Origin of the sequence: Klebsiella sp. WOUb02 (assembly GCF_050058015.1) — a bacterium.
Classification (GTDB): domain Bacteria; phylum Pseudomonadota; class Gammaproteobacteria; order Enterobacterales; family Enterobacteriaceae; genus Klebsiella.
Genome location: NZ_CP170110.1, coordinates 2,516,858 through 2,535,654 on the forward strand (window position 1 = coordinate 2,516,858; position 18,797 = coordinate 2,535,654).

Genomic DNA, 18,797 nt, shown 5'->3' on the forward strand with positions numbered 1-18,797 from the left:
TTCTCTTATTGTCCATGGGCTGTCCCACAGGCGTCATTGAGCATTACTGGGGCAGGTTCTTCGGCTGATGCAGGCCAAGCCGGTTACCTTCGCTATCAATAAACAGCGCGATGGCGCCTATATCGTTCGCCAGCTCAAGCGGGCCAAAGACGCAGCTCCCGCCGGCGGAATTTACGCGGTCAAGGGTGGCGGCCAGATTGTCAGTATGCAGATAGATAACGCATCCCTGGTCGGCAGGTTGAATCCCATCAAACTTGGCCAGCGCGCCGCCGGGCGCCGGATCCTGATACGGGAAAACGGCCATTTCTGCGCCATCCATATTTTCCCGCCGCAGCGCCACCTGCAGCACCGGCTCATAAAACGCCACCGCGCGATCCATATCGGCGACCGGAATTTCAAACCAGTTAATTACGTTGTTCATACATCCTCCTGTCCACTGTTTGGGTTCAGGAGGAGTCTACGGCAGGACTCCTGACAGCGTACTGTCAGGAGCGATCGCCGTCTGCGATTAACCCGCCGAGCAAACCAGGGCCCGCTGCTTATCCAGCAGCCAGGGACGGAGATAGCCCACGGTGTTGGAAAACGGCAGCACTTCCTCCGGCAGCGCAATCCCCAGCTGCTCCCGAATGTAGCGACGCCGGGCGACGATACGCTGCCAGAGCTCCGGATAGGCCTGCGCCAGCTCGTGGCGCAGAGAGTCGTCCGCCAGCGCCACGGTGTCTTCAATACTGGCGCCGGCGTAGCCCGCCCGCGAAGGAATAATGTCGATTTGCAGGATCATCCCGCTCTGCAGGCGGGCGTCGGAGTTCGGCCCGATGGGCGAACAGAGCCACTCTTCATCGGCCACCAGATGCCCCGGATTCAGATGCCAGCGGTACTCCGCCTTCGGCAGGACCCGCTCGATAAGGTCATACATGTCGCCGCCGCGCATGCCGATACGCAGATTCTCCAGCCAGCTGACCACCGCGCAAAAATAGGGTTTCGCCACCACCTGCAGATAGTCCGCCACCTCCGGCGCCAGCTCGGAGTCGTCGCGCACCACGTACGCCGCCCGGCTGCTCAGCCCCCCTTTAAAGCCGGTGGTCAGCGAGAATTTATCCCCGACCTGAATGACTTTATCGCCGGGATAAAGGTTCGCGTAGGCGAAGCGATCCCCGGTGGCGGCTATCATCACCACGTTGTTGGGCTGGCCTTCCGCCGCCAGCAGCGCGCCGATCTGTTTTTCCGTTTTTCCCGGCTCGATGGCGTTCAACGCCGTGAGGATCGCCGTCGACGCGAGGTTAGCGCCATATTCGTAATGCGCCAGCTCGTTGGCGGTGTTGAGCGTTCTCGCTCCACCGTCCGGGGCGATAAATATCCCCGTGGCGTTGCGTAGCGTCGCCTGCGGCCCGGCGGCGAGGCGCAGCGCATCGACGATAAAGGCCGGGATATCGAACATCTGCGCCGTATCGTCAGCGCTGCCGGTAAACAGCTTCCAGCCCGCCAGGCCGATGTTTTTCCCGGCCTCCACGCCGGCCTCCTGCAGCAGCTGCGCCAGCGTTTTATCACCGTCCATCGGCTGATTTGGCAACGAGAACCACGGCGCATGGAGCGCCCGGTTCGCCAGACGGGCGCTGGCCGCCAGCTTGAGGTTTTCATTGCCCAGCACCAGCACCGCTTCGCCATCGCCGTGCAGCACCAGCAGCGCCTCTTCAAAACGCGGAATAAACCCGGTGAGATACTCAAAGTTGCCGCCGTGCTCTTTATCGGCATACACAACCAGCGTATCAACGCCGCACCGGCGCATCTGCGTCAGCACCTTTGCTTTGCGCTGGCGTAAGGTTTCATCGCTGAGCGTCACGCTGGGCACGTCGTGCCAGAGGGTCGGTTGCGGTACTGCGGAGAGGGTTACGACGGCCATTGGCGTTACTCCATGTCATAAAATGCGGATAATGGAGAGTAACCAAAATTGGCGAAGCTGTAATAAAAAAATCCCGGCCTTGCGACCGGGATTGCGTTATCAGAACGGGACTGCCTTACGGCAGAATTGACGGCTGATCCGCCCCTTCTTTCTCGACTTTCTGCTGCAGCATATGCTCGCGCTTCATGCCCAGCTTCAGCGCCAGCGCGGACGCCACGTAGATAGAAGAGGCCGTACCGATGGAGACACCGATCAGCATCGTCAGCGAGAAGCCTTCGAGAACCGGACCACCAAAGAGGTACAGCATCAGGATCACCACCAACGTGGTCCCGGAAGTGATCAACGTACGATGCAGCGTCTGGGTCAACGACACGTTGAAGATCTCGTACGGCGTACCGCGGCGGATCTTACGGAAGTTTTCACGAATACGGTCAGATACCACGATGCTGTCGTTCAGCGAGTAGCCGATAACCGACATCAGCGAGGCGACGATGGTCAGGTCAATCTCGATATGGAACAGCGAGAGGATGCCCATCGTAATGACCACATCGTGCGCCAGGGCGATAACCACCCCGGCGGCAAGACGCCACTCGAAGCGGAAACCGACGTACACCAGGATACAGATCAGCGCCGCCAGCAGCGCCATCGCGCCGCTTTGTGCAAGATCGGCCCCGACGCTCGGCCCCACGAATTCGATTCGTTTAACCGTCGCGTCCTGGCTGGTCGCCGCGTTAATCACGCTCACGACCTTGCTGCCCAGCTCCTGGCTGACGTTGGTATCATGTACCGGCGGCATACGCACCATGATGTCGCGGCTGCTGCCGAAGTTCTGCAGCCTGCGGCTCTTCAAAGCCCGCCTTCTGCAGCGCTTCGCGCATCTGGTCCAGTTCGGCTGGTTTTTCGAGAGTAATTTCAATCACCGTACCGCCGGTGAAATCCAGACCCCAGTTAAACCCGCGCACGCCCATCACCACGATGGCGGCGATCAGCAGAAAACCGGAAATGCCGAAAGCCCAGTAGTCCCAGCGCATAAAGTCATAGACTTTACGGCCGTGGTTCAATTGTTCAACAGTATATTCCTGTGCCACAACGCACTCCTCAGATAGACAGCTTTTTAACGCGCTTGCCGCCGTACAGCAGGTTCACGATGGCACGGGTGCCGACGATAGCGGTAAACATCGAGGTCGCTACGCCGATACCGGTGGTAATAGCAAACCCTTTAATGGCACCGGTACCGACCGCGTACAGGATGATAACTTTGATCAACGTCGTAATGTTCGCATCGAAGATCGAGCTGAATGCGCCCCGGTAACCTTCATCAATCGCCTGCTGAACGGAACGTCCGTTGCTCAACTCTTCTTTAATACGCTCGTTGATCAGTACGTTAGCATCGACCGCCACCGCAAGGGTGAGCACGATACCCGCGATCCCCGGCATACTCAGCGTCGCCCCCGGCAGCAGGGACATGATACCGACGATCAGCACCAGGTTCGCCACCAGCGCAGAGGTCGCGATCAGGCCGAATTTCTTATAGAAGAAAATCATGAACAGGATCGACACCACCAGACCGGCGAGACACGCTTCCAGGCCCTGCTTGATGTTCTGCATCCCCAGGGTTGGACCGATAGTACGTTCTTCAACGATCTGAATCGGCGCAATCAGCGCACCGGCACGCAGCAGCAGAGAGAGCTGACGCGCTTCGTTCGGGTTGCTGATACCGGTGATACGGAAGCTGTTGCCCAGGCGAGACTGGATGTTGGCGATGTTAATCACCTCTTCCTCTTTCGCCAGAATGGCGCGACCGTTGGCGTCTTTCTTACCGCTGTCTTTGTACTCCACAAACAGGGTCGCCATCGGCTTACCGATGTTGTCCTTGGTGAAGTTAGACATGATGTTGCCGCCGGCGCTGTCCAGGGAGATGTTAACCTGCGGCTGGTTGAACTCGTCCATGCTGGAAGTGGAGTCGGTAATGTGGTCACCGGTCAGAATCACGCGCTTGTACAGCACAACCGGCCGACCTTCACGCGTATCTTTGACTTCAGAGTCGCCCGGGACGCGGCCGGAAGCGGCTGCGGCGCTGTCAACGTTGCTGTTGACCAGACGGAACTCCAGGGTGGCGGTGGCGCCAAGAATTTCTTTCGCGCGCGCGGTGTCCTGAATACCCGGCAGCTCAACCACGATGCGGTCGGCGCCCTGACGCTGCACCAGCGGTTCGGCAACGCCGAGCTGGTTTACACGGTTACGCAGAATGTTGATGTTCTGCTGCACGGCGTATTCGCGAGCCTCTTTCAGGCGCTCGTCGGTCATTACGGCTTTCAGGCCGGTGCTGCCCTGAGTGGAGATAACCAGGTCGCGGTGGCGCGGGCTAAGATAAGAGATAGCCTGATCGCGCGCGGTACCGTCGCGGAAAGCGATGCTCAGACCAAAATTGTCTTCTTTACGCACGGTGGAGTAAGGAATGCCTTTATCGCGCAGCTCGCTGCGCAGGCTATCGATATTTTGTTCCTGCAGTTTGCCCAGCGCGGTGTCCATGTCGACTTCCATCAGGAAGTGCACGCCGCCACGCAGATCAAGCCCGAGCTTCATCGGCTCAGCGTAAATGGCGGCCAGCCAGCGCGGGGTTGCCGGCGCAAGGTTCAGCGCCACGACGTACTTATCGCCTAACACCTCTACCAGCGCTTCGCGCGCGCGCAGCTGGACATCGGTGGTGTCGAAGCGCGCAAGGATTGCGCCCTCTTCCAGTGCCACAGACTTAGCGGTAATTTTTTCTTCTTGTAACGTTTTCTGGACCTGGATCAGCGTTTGCTCACTGGCGGCGACGCCGCGCGCGCCAGTGATTTGAACGGCCGGATCCTCACCATACAGGTTGGGGAGCGCGTACAGCAGGCCGACGACAATGACGACGACCAGCATGACGTACTTCCACAAAGGATAACGGTTTAACACGGCAGTTCCCTTAGGGAAAAGTGGATTACAGCGCCTTCATGGTGCCTTTCGGCAGAACGGCGGCTACGAAGTCACGTTTGATAACCACTTCAGTGGTGTCGTTCAGTGCGATAGCAATATATCCGCTTTCGGCAACTTTAGTGACGCGACCCACCAGGCCACCATTCGTCAGCACTTCATCACCCTTGGCGATGGAGCTCATCAGATTTTTATGTTCTTTGGTGCGTTTCTGCTGTGGGCGCAGGATCATGAAGTAAAAAATCAGACCAAACACCACCAGCATCAGGATCAGAGACATCGGGCTGCTCTGCGCTGCGCCACCGGTTGCTGCTGCCGCATCAGAAATGAAAAAGCTCATTGAAATTCCCTCATTATTAAAATTAATCAACGTTCAAAGGCGGAACGGTTCGTCCCTGACGTTGGTAAAAATCGGCCACGAAGCTCTCTAATTTACCCTCTTCAATAGCCTTGCGTAAACCAGCCATTAAGCGCTGATAGTAGCGAAGGTTATGAATGGTATTGAGGCGCGCGCCCAATATTTCGTTGCAACGATCGAGATGATGCAAGTAAGCGCGTGAATAATTGCGACACGTATAGCAATCACACTCGGCATCCAGCGGCGCGGTGTCGCTTTTATGCTTCGCATTACGAATCTTCACCACGCCATCGGTGACGAAAAGGTGACCGTTACGCGCGTTACGCGTAGGCATAACGCAGTCGAACATATCGATACCGCGACGTACCCCTTCAACCAGATCTTCAGGTTTGCCGACGCCCATCAGATAGCGCGGTTTATCCGCCGGGATCTGCGGGCAGACGTGCTCGAGGATACGGTGCATGTCTTCCTTCGGCTCGCCGACAGCCAAACCGCCGACAGCGTAGCCATCAAAACCGATATCTACCAGACCTTTAACGGAGATATCACGTAAATCTTCGTAAACGCTGCCCTGAATGATACCGAAGAGCGCGTTTTTGTTGCCCAGGCCGTCAAAGCGGTCGCGGCTGCGCTGCGCCCAGCGCAGAGACATTTCCATCGAACGTTTCGCGTAATCCCACTCCGCCGGATACGGCGTACATTCGTCGAAGATCATCACGATATCGGAGCCGAGATCGAACTGAATCTCCATCGATTTTTCCGGATCGAGGAAGATAGGATCGCCGTTGATCGGGTTGCGGAAGTGTACGCCCTGCTCGGTTATCTTGCGGATATCGCCGAGACTGAAGACCTGAAAGCCGCCGGAATCGGTAAGAATCGGCCCTTTCCACTGCATAAAGTCGTGCAGATCGCCGTGCAGCTTCATGATCTCCTGACCAGGACGCAGCCACAGGTGGAACGTGTTGCCCAGAATGATCTGCGCGCCGGTGGCTTCAACTTCTTCCGGCGTCATCCCTTTAACGGTACCGTAGGTCCCGACGGGCATAAAGGCAGGCGTTTCAACCACGCCGCGCTCAAACACCAGGCGACCGCGGCGGGCGCGACCGTCGGTGGTATCCAGTTCAAATTTCATTTTAACTCCTGCGTCAGAAAAACAGTCTGACGTTAAACACTCATGTCGCGGAGTTATTCCCCGACACGCTCAAAAATAGCCCGCGGATTGTACGTGATAAACATCGCGTCCCCGTAGCTAAAAAAGCGATATTTTTGTTCTACCGCAGCCTTATAGGCGTTCATGGTGTGCTGATAGCCGGCAAACGCCGAAACCAGCATAATCAGAGTGGATTCAGGCAGATGGAAGTTGGTGACCAGCGCATCTACCGCTTTGTACTGATATCCCGGATAGATAAAAATCTTCGTGTCGCCGAAGAAGGGCTCGATGAGATCGTTTTTTGCCGCCTGGGCCGCGCTCTCCAGCGAACGTACCGAGGTCGTTCCCACGGCGATAACGCGGCTGCCGCGCGCTTTGGCGGCCAGCACCGCATCAACCACATCCTGCGGGACTTCGGCGTATTCGGCGTGCATGATGTGATCTTCAATGCTGTCCACGCGCACCGGCTGGAACGTCCCCGCGCCGACGTGCAGCGTCACGAACGCCATCTCAACGCCCTTCTCGCGCAGCTTCTCCAGCAGCGGTTCGTCAAAGTGCAGGCCCGCGGTCGGCGCGGCTACCGCGCCCGGTCTGGCGCTATAAACGGTCTGGTACAGCTCGCGGTCGGCATCTTCATCCGGGCGGTCGATATAGGGCGGCAGCGGCATATGGCCGATGCTGTTGAGAATATCCAGCACCGGACGTGGGTCGTTAAACTCGACTTCAAACAGCGCGTCGTGGCGCGCCACCATCGTGGCCTGGATGCTTTCATCATCGCCCAGCAGCAGATCGGCGCCCGGCTTCGGCGCCTTCGAGGCGCGGATGTGCGCCAGAATACGTTTGTCATCAAGCATGCGCTCGACCAGCACTTCAATCTTGCCGCCGCTGGCCTTACGCCCGAACAGGCGCGCCGGGATCACCCGGGTATTGTTAAAGACCAGCAGATCGCCGGGGTTGAGCTTATCGAGCAGATCGGTGAAAGTGCCGTGCGTCAGCGCGCCCGTCGGCCCCTCTAACGACAGCAAGCGGCAGCTACTGCGCTCGGGCTGCGGATAGTGGGCGATCAGGGATTCGGGTAGTTCAAAGGAAAAATCGGTAACGCGCATGACGGTGGCTCAGACTAAATAAAGAGGCGGGTAGTCTAGTGCCGGGGCGTTCTCCCTGCAACCTTTACCCCTCTGGATGAATAACATAATCTATCCACAAAACCATTCAAGATGCATCGACGCGGCAGCTGAATGACAAATTCGTCAGGAACGAATTTTAACAGCCGCGGGCTGCCTTCGGTGAGGGACAGGAATGTCCCTCATTAATTCCCGGGGCTTACATGAGTATATGGCCGGGCGAGCGACAAATCTGTCAGGAACGGATTTGAACGCCGCGGAGTGGCGGCCCGGAAGGGCGAGGCTCAAAGATGAGCCGGGTAGCCGAAGCCAACAAAGAGGCAGTTTGAAGGATAAAAGGTATATGAATTTTCTTGCGCACCTGCACTTAGCCCATCTCGCCGACAGCTCGCTGCCCGGCAATCTTCTGGCCGATTTCGTTCGCGGCAATCCCCAGGCAGACTTCCCGGTCGACATTGTCGACGGCATTTTTATGCATCGGCGCATCGACGTCATGACCGACAATCTGGCGGAAGTTAAGGCCGCCCGGCAGTGGTTTCGTCCGCAAACCCGGCGCGTGGCGCCAATTACGCTCGACGTCATGTGGGATCACTTCCTCTCCCGCCACTGGGACCGCGTCTCGCCCGATATGCCGCTCAGCGAGTTCGTCCGCTATGCCCATTCTCAGGTGGCGACCATATTGCCGGACTCGCCGCCGCGCTTCGTCAATCTCAATGCCTATTTGTGGTCGGAGCGCTGGCTTGAACGCTACGAAGATATGGACTTTATTCAGAGCGTTCTCAACGGCATGGCCAGCCGTCGCCCGCGCCTCGACGCCCTGCGCGACTCGTGGCAGGACCTCGATACCCACTATGACAAACTGGAGCGGCAGTTCTGGCTTTTTTACCCGCGCATGATGGCGCAGGCCACCAGGCGCGAACTATAAAGATTGCGCTTTCTCACAGAAAGACTATTCTGAACACCGTTTTCCGATATAAATTGATAGGCAAAACCTATCTCATTGATTGTCAACGTCACGTTGAGTTCGCATGAACCTGTCCCTATACTTGCCCGCGTTGCGTTTCAATTAACCTTAGTATTAACAGGAGAATCATATGGTTCTGGTAACTCGTCAGGCTCCGGATTTTACCGCGGCAGCAGTTTTAGGTAACGGCGAAATCGTTGAGAAGTTCAACTTCAAACAGCACACCAACGGTAAAGCAACCGTACTGTTCTTCTGGCCGATGGACTTCACCTTCGTATGCCCGTCTGAGCTGATCGCTTTTGACAAACGCTATGAAGAATTCCAGAAGCGCGGCGTAGAAGTTGTTGGCGTTTCCTTCGATTCCGAATTCGTTCACAACGCATGGCGTAACACCCCGGTAGACCAGGGCGGCATCGGTCCGGTTAAATACGCGATGGTTGCTGACATCAAGCGTGAAATCCAGAAAGCCTACGGTATCGAACATCCGGACGAAGGCGTTGCGCTGCGCGGCTCCTTCCTGATCGACGCCAACGGAGTTGTTCGTCACCAGGTGGTTAACGACCTGCCGCTGGGCCGTAACATCGACGAAATGCTGCGTATGGTTGACGCGCTGCAGTTCCACGAAGAGCACGGCGAAGTGTGCCCGGCACAGTGGGAAAAAGGTAAAGAAGGGATGGCCGCTTCTCCGGAAGGCGTGGCTAAATACCTGACCGAGAACGTTTCCAGCCTGTAATCGGCTGCCGTTCATAAAAAGGCTCGCCGCGGCGAGCCTTTTTTGTTGCTTTACGCCCGGCCTGGCGGCTGCTGGAAATAGGCGGCGGATACCCTAAAGGGGTAAAAGCCCCCTCTGCACGGCTTTTTTTGCAACCCCGTTCAAACTTTGCTGAAAAAGCGCCCTGATATTTGTGATAAGCGCTGCATTTTTTCATTTTAAATTAAGACGCAGGCCCATTCTCTCCCTCCGGCGGTTCCTCCCCCGGAAAAATAAAAAATTATAAGCAGTTGATATATAACGACATAATAAAATTTATCCGTTCGAGAAAAATATTTCCCCAATCTCTTCGATGTGATCGGCTTCAATATTTAAAAATCCATATGTGATCTGCACCATAATTTTTGTTGATATCTTTGTTCATGATCTGATTCAGGAATATGAAGGTATTAAGGATCGGATGATGGACATTATTTTTAACCCTACATTAATTGCGCTTCAGCAGAATATTTCCACAGCCGAGCAGGCGATCGAATGCGCCGGAACGCTGCTTGTCCGGCAAAATATTTGCCGCCCGGAATATATTAATGCGATGGTCGAGGTGTATCGGGATTTTGGTCCGGCGATAGTTATCGACCACGGCCTGGCGATGCCTCACGCCCGGCCGGAAAAAGGCGCATGGCGAACGGGTTTCTCCTTAATCACCACCCAACAGCCGATCGCGTTTGGCCATGAAGAGTTTGATCCGGTGAACGTCATCATCTCCATCGCCGGGGCGGATGCGAATAGTCATATAAAAATGATCCAGCTGATCGCCTCGCTGATTGAGTCAGATATTGTCACGTTTCTTCAGCAGGAGCATGACATCCATTCAGTATTACATTTCATCCAAAAGCAAATGGAGTAGTCATTATGTTAGTTATCAGAACGGTTTGTGGTAACGGTATTGGCAGTTCATTAATGGCTGCGAATAATGTCAAAAAAATATGCGATGAATTAGGAATTAAAGCCGACGTCGCTTCCGTTGATTTTGCCAACGCGGTAGGAGAAAAGGCCGACCTCTACGTCACAATAAAAGAGCTGGCAAGCCAGTTTCCTGCACGCTGCAACGTCGCCATTATTCGCAGCTATGTGCACAAAGCAAAAATTGCTGAAGATATTACTGAAGCGCTCACCAAAATTGCTGCGACTCACTCTTAATCATTATTGAGGGAACGACCATGCAGGCTATTCTTAGCTTCTTAGCGGAAATATTTAGTCAACCCGCGTTTCTGATGGGCATTATCGCATTCGTCGGTTTAGTGGCGCTGCGCTCTCCGGGCAATAAATTACTTACCGGAACCTTAAAGCCAATATTAGGCTATTTGATGTTAAGCGCCGGCGCAGGGGTTATTGTGGCAAACCTCAACCCCCTCGGCGGTATTATTGAAGCCGGTTTTAATATTCGCGGAGTAATCCCTAATAACGAAGCCATCGTTTCCGTCGCGCAAAAAATGCTGGGCGTGGAAACCATGAGCATTTTGCTATTAGGTTTTATTTTCAATCTGCTGATTGCCCGCTGCACCAAGTACAAATATATTTTTCTTACCGGACACCACTCTTTCTTCCTGGCATGCCTGTTCTCCGCGGTGCTGCAGGCGGCAGAATTCCACGGCTGGATGCTGGTGTTAATCGGCGGGTTCCTGCTGGGCTCATGGTCAGCGATTTCTCCGGCAATCGGTCAACGCTATACCAAACAGGTTACCGAAGATGGCGGTATTGCGATGGGGCACTTCGGCTCCCTGGGCTACTACATCTCGGCCTGGATCGCGACGAAAACCGGCAATCCGGCAAATTCATTTGCCGATACCGAAATCTCAGAGAAATGGGGCTTTCTGCGCGACACCACGGTCACCACCGGGATCGTGATGTTTGTTATCTACTTTGTCTGCAGCGCCGTCGCGGGCACGACGTACCTGCGTACGATAACCGATCAGAATATGCTGATCTTCTCTATCCTTACCGGCCTGCAGTTCGCGGTCGGCGTCGCCATCGTTTACAACGGCGTACGACTGATCCTCGGCGATCTCGTCCCGGCGTTCCAGGGGATCAGCCAGAAGCTGATACCAAACTCCATCCCCGCCGTCGACTGTGCGGTATTTTTTACCTTCAGCCCAACCGCCGTCGTCGTAGGGTTTATCAGCTCGTTCGTTGGCGGCCTGGTCGGCATGCTGTTCCTCGGCGCGTTTGGCATGGCGCTGATTATCCCGGGCATGGTGCCGCACTTCTTCTGCGGCGGAACGTCCGGGGTCTTTGCCGATAAGCTGGGCGGCAAACGCGGCTGCGTCATCGCCTCATTTATCGGCGGCATATTCCTTGCGTTCCTGCCGGCGATGCTGCTTCCGGCTTTGGGTGGCCTCGGCTTTGAGAATAGCACCTTCGCCGACTTCGACTTCGCGGTCTGGGGCATCATCATCGGTAATGCATTCACCCACTTTGGGCAGATAACGATTTATCTCATCTGCCTGGCGCTTCTGGTGGCGCTGCTGGTGCCATTCTGCTTCCGTTCAGTTCGCGTAGTCGGTGACACCCTCAGCTATGAGGAGCTCACTGCGGATAAGAAAAATGAATAAACGGTTTCATTTTTCCCTGCGGGAAGGGATTACCTCCCGCAGCTGACAAAATAATCAGGAGTTGTTATGGCTATCTTGTCCATTGGGTTTTCATGTTTCGATCAGTTCTTTTTTCTTAACGAATGGCCGCAGGAGAATACCAAAAATTTCTGCCACGATTTTATCGAGAGCGGCGGCGGCCCGGCAGCAAATGCAGCGTGGCTGCTGGGCCTGTGGGGTGAAGATGTTTACTACATTGGCCACTTGAATAAGGATCTCTACGGCCAGCGTATTATCGATGAGTTTGCCGAGGCCGGAGTCGATACCAGCCAGGTCGTCTTCTCCGATGAAATGATCACCCCGCTGGCATCGGTGCTGGTGAATCGCTTAACGGGCTCAAGGACGATTATTACCCGCAAAATGCAGACGCCGCCTTCGCTGACCTACGACCAGAAGCTGAAAATTGATGATTTGGCCACGCGGCTCATTGAGTCAGAGGAACCGGTAACGCTATTAATTGATGGGCACGAAGCGGAACTCAGTGAATATATTATAAAGAAACTGCCAGCGGCCAGGGTGGTTATGGACGGTGGTTCGCTGCGCGCCAGCAATATTAAGCTGGCGGCCTGGACCGATTACTTTGTGGTTAGCGAACATTTTGCCCGCGACTATATGGGGTATCGCGCGCTGGATACCGAAGTTGAAATTAAAGCGGCGCTGATCGATCTAAATAATATTTGTCGCGGCGACGCCTTTATTACTCTGGGGGAAAAAGGCTGCGCATTTTTAAAAAACGGCATGCTGCAAATTGTTCCTGCCTGGCTGTGCAACGTTGTCGATACCACCGGCGCCGGGGACGTATTCCACGGAGCGTTTACCTATGGCGTGCACTACTCGTGGCATATCGACAATATTATTTTGTTTGCCAGCCTGACCGCCGCAATCTCTATTGAGAAAAAGGGCGTACGCGAATCAATGCCCGACCTTGCCGTCGTCCATAACTCGTTAAATAACTACGAAAGAAACTTAACGCAATATTTTGGTGAATAATTTTCGTTAATCAATATCGAGAGGTGATCATGTTAGTTTCTATGAAGGACATGCTTCAGCATGCCCTGCGGAACGGTTACGCCGTAGGGCAGTTCAATATTAATAATCTGGAATGGGTCGGCGCGGTATTAAGCACCGGACAACAGCTACGCTCTCCGGTTATTTTAGGCGTCTCCGGCGGCACCGTTAAGCATATGCTGGGATTGAAATGTATTCATGACATCGTGGTTAACGCGATCGATTATTTAGGCATTGATATTCCGGTCGCCCTGCATCTCGATCACGGAACCACCCAAGAGGCCTGCGAAGCGGCTATTGAGGCCGGATTCAGGCTCTATCATGTTTGATGGTTCGCACCTGCCGTTCAGCGAAAACCTGGCCATCACCCGCCATCTGGTCGAGCTGGCGCACAGTCGAGGCATTTCGGTTGAGGCCGAGCTGGGAACCATCGCCGGGAGCGAAGACGGGATCGTCAACTCGACGGTGATTTATGCCGACCCGCAGGAGTGCTACACCCTGGTCAGCGAAACTCAGGTCGATTGTCTGGCGGCGGCGTTAGGCTCGACCCACGGGCTGTACAAAGGCAAGGCAAAGCTCGGGTTTACGGAGATGAAGGCCATCGCGGAGCGGGTTAAGGTTCCGCTGGTGCTGCACGGCGGCACCGGCATTGCCGACGACGACATGCGTAAGGCCATTGCCTGCGGTACGGCCAAAATTAACGTCAATACCGAAAATATGTACGCCTGGTGCCAGGAGGTGAAGGCCCTGTTTTCTGCCGATACCGGTCACGATGTGAACGACCCGCGTAAGGTGATCAATCAGGGGCTGAAGCCGGTGCGCGAGATGATTGCGCGGCGCATCGAGCTGTTTGGCTCACAGAACCGCTATTAGGTCGACGACGCCATTGCAGGGCACAGCGCCGGAGGCTGGTTAACGTATTTGCTGTCGCCCCCGGCCATCCGCTGGCGGAAACAACGCAGTCGCTCAACGGCAATCACCCAGTCGAGCAGCCGCAAATTCACGTCGATGATTTTGCCAGCAAGGCGGCCCAGCGCGGGCCGCCTCTACATCAGCTTTATCCCTGACGGCTAAACCACACGCTGGCGGAGATGGCCGGAAGCGTCAGCACGCCGTCATACAGCGCCCCGCCGCCCTCTTTGAGCTGCCATTCGCCGACGTCCAGCAGCGGGGAATCCTCCACCACCACTTCACAGGCTTCACCGCGGTTGATAGCCACCAGCACGCGCTGATTTTTATACACCCGGGCAAACACCACCACGTTTTCTTCGGCGTAAATCACCTGACAGCCGCCGTAGCGCAGCGCCTGGTTCGCCCTGCGCAGCTTCGCCATGCGTTTATACAGGCCCAGCAGCGTCGCATCCTGCAAAGCCGGGTCCCACGGGAAGGGCTTACGGCAGAAAGGATCGTTATTGCCGTCAACGCCCACTTCGTCGCCGTAGTAAATGCACGGCACCCCCGGCCAGCAGAACAGCCAGACCACCGCCAGCGGCAGACGCGCGACGTCCTTACCCAGCAGCGACTTAAAGCGCGCCGTATCGTGGCTATCCAGCTGGTTAAACATCCGCAGCTGCTGCTGGTGCGACAGCCCGGCGCGGTAGTTATCCATCCATGCCACGCAGGTTTGCGCATCTATTTTCTGCGGATCGTAAGAGATATCGGTATTCGCCAGGAAGCCCCACAGCGGGAAGGTAAACCCGCGATAGTTCATCGCCGCATCTTCGACATCGGCCTGCAGCCACTGGCGCGCGTCGCCAAAATGTTCTCCAAAAACAAAGGATTCCGGCTGTGTCTCCTTCGCCGCCTGGGTTATACCGGCAATATGGCGCAGATTATTGCGCGCCCCGCCGCCCTCACCCAGCATATGCACCACGTCCAGGCGCCAGCCGTCCATGCTCCACGGCGCTTTCAGCCAGTGGCGCACGATGCTGTCTTCACCGGCGTAGATTTCGTTAATCAGGCTGGTCGACCGGTAGTCCAGCTTCGGTAGGCTGGCGTAGCCCAGCCAGTTGTGCGCCTCGCCCTCGGGGGAAAAGGTGAACCAGTCGCGCCACGGTGAATCCGCGTTGTGGCAGGCGCCGCCGCTGCCGCGCTGGTGGCGGTCAAACCAGACGTGCGAATCTCCGGTGTGGTTGAACACGCCGTCGAGGATCAGACGCATCCCTTCCCGCTGCGTATTGTGCCGCAGGCGCAGCAGCGCGGCGTCGCCGCCGAACTGCGGATCAACGCGACGATAATCTTCGGTATCGTATTTATGCACGCTCGGCGCGACAAACACCGGATTCAGGTACAGCGCCGTGACGCCGAGCTGCTTGAGATACGGCAGCTTCTCGCTGATACCGTCCAGATCGCCGCCGTAAAAGGTTGAGCCACCCGCCTCGCCGGTTAACGGTTCATCCCACTGTTTCTGTACGATATCCTGTCCGGCAGCGTGGTGATGGTAGGGCCGATCCTGATCGGCGGCGCGCGGTTCGCTGCGCGCAAAGCGGTCAGGAAAGATTTGATAAAAGACCTGATCGGCAACCCACTGCGGGCCGCTGTCCGGCAGATCGACCGCAAACTGCTCCAGCCGCGCCGGCGGGAAGCGGTTAAAGCCCTGCGGGGTAAACCAGCGCTGCCGGTCGGCCCACAGCAGCTTGAAGCTATAGCGCCGACGCGGCTGGCCGCTGGCAAGATTAATCTCTCCGCGCCACGCGACGACGCCCGGCCGCGGCTCCTGACGCAGACGGTGCATCGGCAGCGAAAGTTCTTCGTTGTCCTCTTCCGCACGCAGCGTAACGCGCTGCGGCAGCTCATCGCCGCTAACCCACAGGGTGATAAAGAGTCGTCCCTGCTGCTCCTTGATAAACGGGGCAACAGGCAGGTGCCATGCCTTCAACATCGTTATTCCTCTCTTTACAGAATGGGCACACCTTGCCACAGCGCGTATGCGTATGACTCATCATCGGCAGAATTATTGGGGGAGGAGAGCGGAGGAGGATATCGCTCAGGCGAAAATATCCCGCCGGCTAGCGCGAACATAGCCGGCGGGAGAGCGGCCCGCTTAGCGCGCCTGCGCCAGCTGACGCTCACGACGGGTTTTCAGCTTCCAGCCAACCAGCAGCAGCGCTATCCACGCAAAGCCGACGTACAGGGAAATACGCGTATCCGGATGGTAGCCAATCAGCGCAATGATAAAGACGAGGAACGCCAGGCCTACCGCCGTGGTCGCCACGCCGCCAGGCACTTTAAACTTCAGCGCTTGCGCCTCTTCCGGCGGCAGACGACGGCGGAAGGCAATCTGCGACAGCAGGATCATAATCCACACCCACACCGTCGCAAAGGTCGCCAGGGAGGCGATCACCAGGAAGACGTTTTCCGGCATGATGTAGTTCAGGTAGACCGCGAACAGCAGCGCGATGGTCATCACAATCACCGTCACCCACGGCACGCCGCGGCGCGACGTTTTGGCGAACATTTTGGGCGCGCTGCCCTGCTCCGCCATACCGTGCAGCATGCGCCCGACGCCGAATACGTCGCTGTTGATGGCCGAAAGCGAGGCGGTCAGCACCACGAAGTTAAGGATGCTGGCGGCAAAAGCGATGCCCATATGCTGGAAGGTTAAGACGAACGGGCTACCGTTAGTCCCGACCTGGTTCCACGGATAAATGGCCATAATCACGAACAGCGTGCCCACGTAGAACACCAGAATACGCATCGGGACCGAGTTAATGGCGCGCGGGATGGATTTTTCCGGGTCTTTCGCTTCCCCGGCGGTGATACCGATGATCTCAATCCCGCCGTAGGCGAACATCACCATCTGCAGCGACATCACCATTCCCAGCCAGCCGTTGCTGAAGAAGCCGCCGTTGCTCCACAGATTATGGATGCCGGTCGGCTGACCGCCGTTGCCGATGCCCCAGATAATGATGCCGAAGCCGGCCAAAATCATGATGATAATGGTGGCGACTTTAAAGAAGGAGAACCAGAACTCCAGTTCGCCAAACACCTTCACGCTCATCAGGTTGACGGCGCAGATAATCAGCACCACGCTGAGCACCCAGATCCAGTGCGGAACCGTCGGGAACCAGACGCCCATATAGATGCCGAAGGCCGTCACGTCGGCGATGGCGACAATCAGGATTTCAAAGCAGTAGGTCCAGCCGGTGATATAGCCCGCCAGCGGGCCGAGGTAGTCCTGCGCATAGCGCGAAAATGAGCTGGCGGCGGGGTTATGCACCGACATCTCGCCCAGCGCGCGCATAATAATGTACGCCGCCGCGCCGCCGATAATATAGGCCAGCAGCACGCTCGGGCCGGCCATTTTAATCGCATCGGCCGAACCATAGAACAGGCCGGTGCCAATTGCCGAACCCAGCGCCATAAAGCGGATATGCCGGGTACTTAGCCCGCGCTTAAGTTTGTTACTACTTTCCATCGTATTCCATGCCGTTTTTCTCCTTTAGCCTTCAATGGGCGAAGATCAAAAGAGGATTACCTGAAAAACAAAAAACCACGGGACCTGAAGTCCCGTGGTTTAACACTGATTTTAAACGCCGGCTAGTGCGCGCTGGATGTCACCTGACGTCCTACGGCGCGATCCCAGACCACCGCCAGAACCACCATCACGGCGGTCGGCATCAGCCAGGCCAGCCCCTGCTCCGCCAACGGCAGACGCGCGGTCCACGCCGGCAGCAAATCGGCAAACGCCGACGTTTTAATGCCGTCAATGATACCAAACATCAGGCTGATAAACATGGCCGGCGCAATAACGCGGGACGAATTATGCCACCAGTTGCGGGTAAAGCTTAATACCACCAGTGCGATACACGGCGGATAGATAGCCGTCAGCACCGGGATCGAAATCTGAATCAGGTGGCTCAGCCCGAGGTTAGAGACCGCCATCGAGAAGATGCCGAGAATAAACACCAGCGAGCGGTAGGAGAGCGGCAGGTACTGGGCGAAAAACTCCGCGCAGGCGCAGGTCAGGCCAACCGCGGTAACCAGGCAGGCGATGAAAATCAGCGCCGCCAGCATAAAGCTCCCCGCGCCGCCGAAGGTGTGCTGGACGTACGAGTGCAGAATCGCCGCGCCGTTGGCCGACTGATCGACCAGGGTCGCGCTGTCGGAGCCGAGGCGGAACAGGGCCAGGTACAGCAGCGTCAGGCCGACGCCCGCCATCAGGCCGGCCCACACGGTATAGCGGGTCAGCAGGCGCGCTTCCGTGACGCCGCGAGAGCGGGCGGCGTTAACAATGACGATCCCGAAGACCATCGCGCCGAGGGTGTCCATCGTCAGATAGCCGTTGACGAAACCGTTTGAGAACGGCGCGGTACGGTAGGCTTCCAGCGCGTTGCTGATCGGCCCCGCCGGCCAAATAATCGCCGCGACGGAGAGAATAATCAGCGCAATGATTTTCAGCGGCGCGAGGAAATTGCCGACGGTATCCAGCAGCTTGCCGGGATATAACGAAACGAGGATCACCAGGGCAAAATAGATAACGCTGTAAATCAGCAGCGGCATCGCGCCTTCGCCGGTCAGCGGAGCAATGCCCACCTCAAAGGAGACCGTCGCGGTACGCGGAGTCGCGAACAGCGGACCCACCGCCAAATAGCAGACCACGGCCAGCAGGATCCCCGCCACTTTACCAATCGGGGTGCTCAGGCTTTCAACGCCGCCGCCGACTTTCGCCAGCGCCACGACCGTCAGCACCGGTAAACCCACGGCGGTGATCAGAAAGCCGATAGCGGCGGTCCAGACGTGTTCACCAGCCTGTAAACCAACCATGGGAGGGAAGATGATGTTGCCTGCGCCGACGAACAGCGCGAAGGTCATAAAGCCCAGCGCGATGATGTCGCGAGATTTTAACTGATGGGTCATAAATTCATACTGCCTGTGGATGTGGTGGTGTTAAACGGAAAAATACCGTGCCTTCCCTTAGGGATGATACAGCGGCTATTGCCGGAAACTCAGCGAGATATGCTCCC

General features: G+C 56.5%; 16 protein-coding genes and 2 pseudogenes. 7 read left to right on the forward strand and 11 right to left on the reverse strand.

The window, feature by feature from the left end:
• Positions 1-43: 43 nt before the first annotated feature.
• The 7 genes and pseudogenes from ABOC21_RS19070 to queA all read right to left on the reverse strand — a co-directional run bounded on the left by ABOC21_RS19070 (position 44) and on the right by queA (position 7,478).
• A complete protein-coding gene (locus tag ABOC21_RS19070) occupies positions 44-421 on the reverse strand; it encodes a VOC family protein (RefSeq protein WP_426812888.1) in 378 nt (125 codons plus the stop codon).
• Between the two features lie 87 nt (positions 422-508).
• Positions 509-1,900 (reverse strand): M24 family metallopeptidase, encoded by a 1,392-nt coding sequence (locus tag ABOC21_RS19075; RefSeq protein ID WP_426812889.1) that lies wholly within the window; start codon positions 1,898-1,900, stop codon positions 509-511.
• A 115-nt stretch (positions 1,901-2,015) separates the two neighbouring features.
• Positions 2,016-2,988 (reverse strand): annotated as a pseudogene (gene secF / locus ABOC21_RS19080) (protein translocase subunit SecF).
• 10 nt (positions 2,989-2,998) lie between these two features.
• On the reverse strand, positions 2,999-4,846 hold the full coding sequence (secD, locus tag ABOC21_RS19085) for a protein translocase subunit SecD (RefSeq protein ID WP_426812890.1): 1,848 nt from the start codon (positions 4,844-4,846) through the stop codon (positions 2,999-3,001).
• Between the two features lie 25 nt (positions 4,847-4,871).
• Positions 4,872-5,204, reverse strand: a complete 333-nt coding sequence (yajC, locus tag ABOC21_RS19090) for a preprotein translocase subunit YajC (RefSeq protein ID WP_095094335.1) — start codon at positions 5,202-5,204, stop codon at positions 4,872-4,874.
• 22 nt (positions 5,205-5,226) lie between these two features.
• Positions 5,227-6,354: a tRNA guanosine(34) transglycosylase Tgt gene (gene tgt, locus ABOC21_RS19095; protein WP_426812891.1), complete on the reverse strand. Its 1,128-nt coding sequence runs from the start codon at positions 6,352-6,354 to the stop codon at positions 5,227-5,229.
• 53 nt (positions 6,355-6,407) lie between these two features.
• Positions 6,408-7,478, reverse strand: a complete 1,071-nt coding sequence (gene queA / locus ABOC21_RS19100) for a tRNA preQ1(34) S-adenosylmethionine ribosyltransferase-isomerase QueA (RefSeq protein WP_426812892.1) — start codon at positions 7,476-7,478, stop codon at positions 6,408-6,410.
• Between the two features lie 361 nt (positions 7,479-7,839).
• On the opposite strand from queA, the gene acpH reads away from it, so the two are divergent.
• From acpH to fba, 7 genes and pseudogenes are all read left to right on the forward strand, one after another.
• Complete coding sequence (gene acpH / locus ABOC21_RS19105; protein ID WP_426812893.1) at positions 7,840-8,421, forward strand: ACP phosphodiesterase; 582 nt, start codon at positions 7,840-7,842, stop codon at positions 8,419-8,421.
• 169 nt (positions 8,422-8,590) lie between these two features.
• A complete protein-coding gene (locus ABOC21_RS19110; protein WP_004858569.1) occupies positions 8,591-9,193 on the forward strand; it encodes a peroxiredoxin in 603 nt (200 codons plus the stop codon).
• A 442-nt stretch (positions 9,194-9,635) separates the two neighbouring features.
• Entirely contained in the window at positions 9,636-10,079 is a 444-nt protein-coding gene (locus tag ABOC21_RS19115; RefSeq protein ID WP_426815536.1) for a PTS sugar transporter subunit IIA, read from the forward strand.
• A 5-nt stretch (positions 10,080-10,084) separates the two neighbouring features.
• Entirely contained in the window at positions 10,085-10,372 is a 288-nt protein-coding gene (locus tag ABOC21_RS19120; RefSeq protein WP_426812894.1) for a PTS sugar transporter subunit IIB, read from the forward strand.
• A 20-nt stretch (positions 10,373-10,392) separates the two neighbouring features.
• Complete coding sequence (locus ABOC21_RS19125; RefSeq protein ID WP_426812895.1) at positions 10,393-11,784, forward strand: PTS ascorbate transporter subunit IIC; 1,392 nt, start codon at positions 10,393-10,395, stop codon at positions 11,782-11,784.
• Between the two features lie 66 nt (positions 11,785-11,850).
• Positions 11,851-12,813: a carbohydrate kinase family protein gene (locus tag ABOC21_RS19130; RefSeq protein ID WP_426812896.1), complete on the forward strand. Its 963-nt coding sequence runs from the start codon at positions 11,851-11,853 to the stop codon at positions 12,811-12,813.
• A gap of 29 nt (positions 12,814-12,842) precedes the next feature.
• Positions 12,843-13,704 (forward strand): annotated as a pseudogene (fba, locus tag ABOC21_RS19135) (class II fructose-1,6-bisphosphate aldolase).
• Here fba and ABOC21_RS19140 read toward each other — a convergent pair.
• The 4 genes from ABOC21_RS19140 to brnQ all read right to left on the reverse strand — a co-directional run bounded on the left by ABOC21_RS19140 (position 13,701) and on the right by brnQ (position 18,690).
• Positions 13,701-13,835: a hypothetical protein gene (locus tag ABOC21_RS19140; RefSeq protein WP_426812897.1), complete on the reverse strand. Its 135-nt coding sequence runs from the start codon at positions 13,833-13,835 to the stop codon at positions 13,701-13,703. The pseudogene fba and the gene ABOC21_RS19140 overlap by 4 nt on opposite strands.
• Positions 13,836-13,888: 53 nt before the next feature.
• Positions 13,889-15,712 (reverse strand): maltodextrin glucosidase, encoded by a 1,824-nt coding sequence (malZ, locus tag ABOC21_RS19145; protein ID WP_426812898.1) that lies wholly within the window; start codon positions 15,710-15,712, stop codon positions 13,889-13,891.
• Positions 15,713-15,874: 162 nt separating this feature from the next.
• Positions 15,875-17,248 carry a proline-specific permease ProY gene (gene proY / locus ABOC21_RS19150; protein ID WP_426812899.1) on the reverse strand — a complete coding sequence of 458 codons (1,374 nt, stop codon included), beginning with the start codon at positions 17,246-17,248 and terminating at the stop codon, positions 15,875-15,877.
• Between the two features lie 122 nt (positions 17,249-17,370).
• A complete protein-coding gene (gene brnQ / locus ABOC21_RS19155) occupies positions 17,371-18,690 on the reverse strand; it encodes a branched-chain amino acid transporter carrier protein BrnQ (protein ID WP_426812900.1) in 1,320 nt (439 codons plus the stop codon).
• Between the last annotated feature and the right edge of the window lie 107 nt (positions 18,691-18,797).

Coding starts and splice junctions, on each gene's coding strand:
- ABOC21_RS19070 (WP_426812888.1), bottom strand. CDS start 421: ATGAACAACGTAATTAACTGGTTTGAAATTCCGGTCGCCGATATGGAT.
- ABOC21_RS19075 (WP_426812889.1), bottom strand. CDS start 1,900: ATGGCCGTCGTAACCCTCTCCGCAGTACCGCAACCGACCCTCTGGCAC.
- yajC (WP_095094335.1), bottom strand. CDS start 5,204: ATGAGCTTTTTCATTTCTGATGCGGCAGCAGCAACCGGTGGCGCAGCG.
- tgt (WP_426812891.1), bottom strand. CDS start 6,354: ATGAAATTTGAACTGGATACCACCGACGGTCGCGCCCGCCGCGGTCGC.
- queA (WP_426812892.1), bottom strand. CDS start 7,478: ATGCGCGTTACCGATTTTTCCTTTGAACTACCCGAATCCCTGATCGCC.
- acpH (WP_426812893.1), top strand. CDS start 7,840: ATGAATTTTCTTGCGCACCTGCACTTAGCCCATCTCGCCGACAGCTCG.
- ABOC21_RS19110 (WP_004858569.1), top strand. CDS start 8,591: ATGGTTCTGGTAACTCGTCAGGCTCCGGATTTTACCGCGGCAGCAGTT.
- ABOC21_RS19115 (WP_426815536.1), top strand. CDS start 9,636: ATGGACATTATTTTTAACCCTACATTAATTGCGCTTCAGCAGAATATT.
- ABOC21_RS19120 (WP_426812894.1), top strand. CDS start 10,085: ATGTTAGTTATCAGAACGGTTTGTGGTAACGGTATTGGCAGTTCATTA.
- ABOC21_RS19125 (WP_426812895.1), top strand. CDS start 10,393: ATGCAGGCTATTCTTAGCTTCTTAGCGGAAATATTTAGTCAACCCGCG.
- ABOC21_RS19130 (WP_426812896.1), top strand. CDS start 11,851: ATGGCTATCTTGTCCATTGGGTTTTCATGTTTCGATCAGTTCTTTTTT.
- malZ (WP_426812898.1), bottom strand. CDS start 15,712: ATGTTGAAGGCATGGCACCTGCCTGTTGCCCCGTTTATCAAGGAGCAG.
- proY (WP_426812899.1), bottom strand. CDS start 17,248: ATGGAAAGTAGTAACAAACTTAAGCGCGGGCTAAGTACCCGGCATATC.
- brnQ (WP_426812900.1), bottom strand. CDS start 18,690: ATGACCCATCAGTTAAAATCTCGCGACATCATCGCGCTGGGCTTTATG.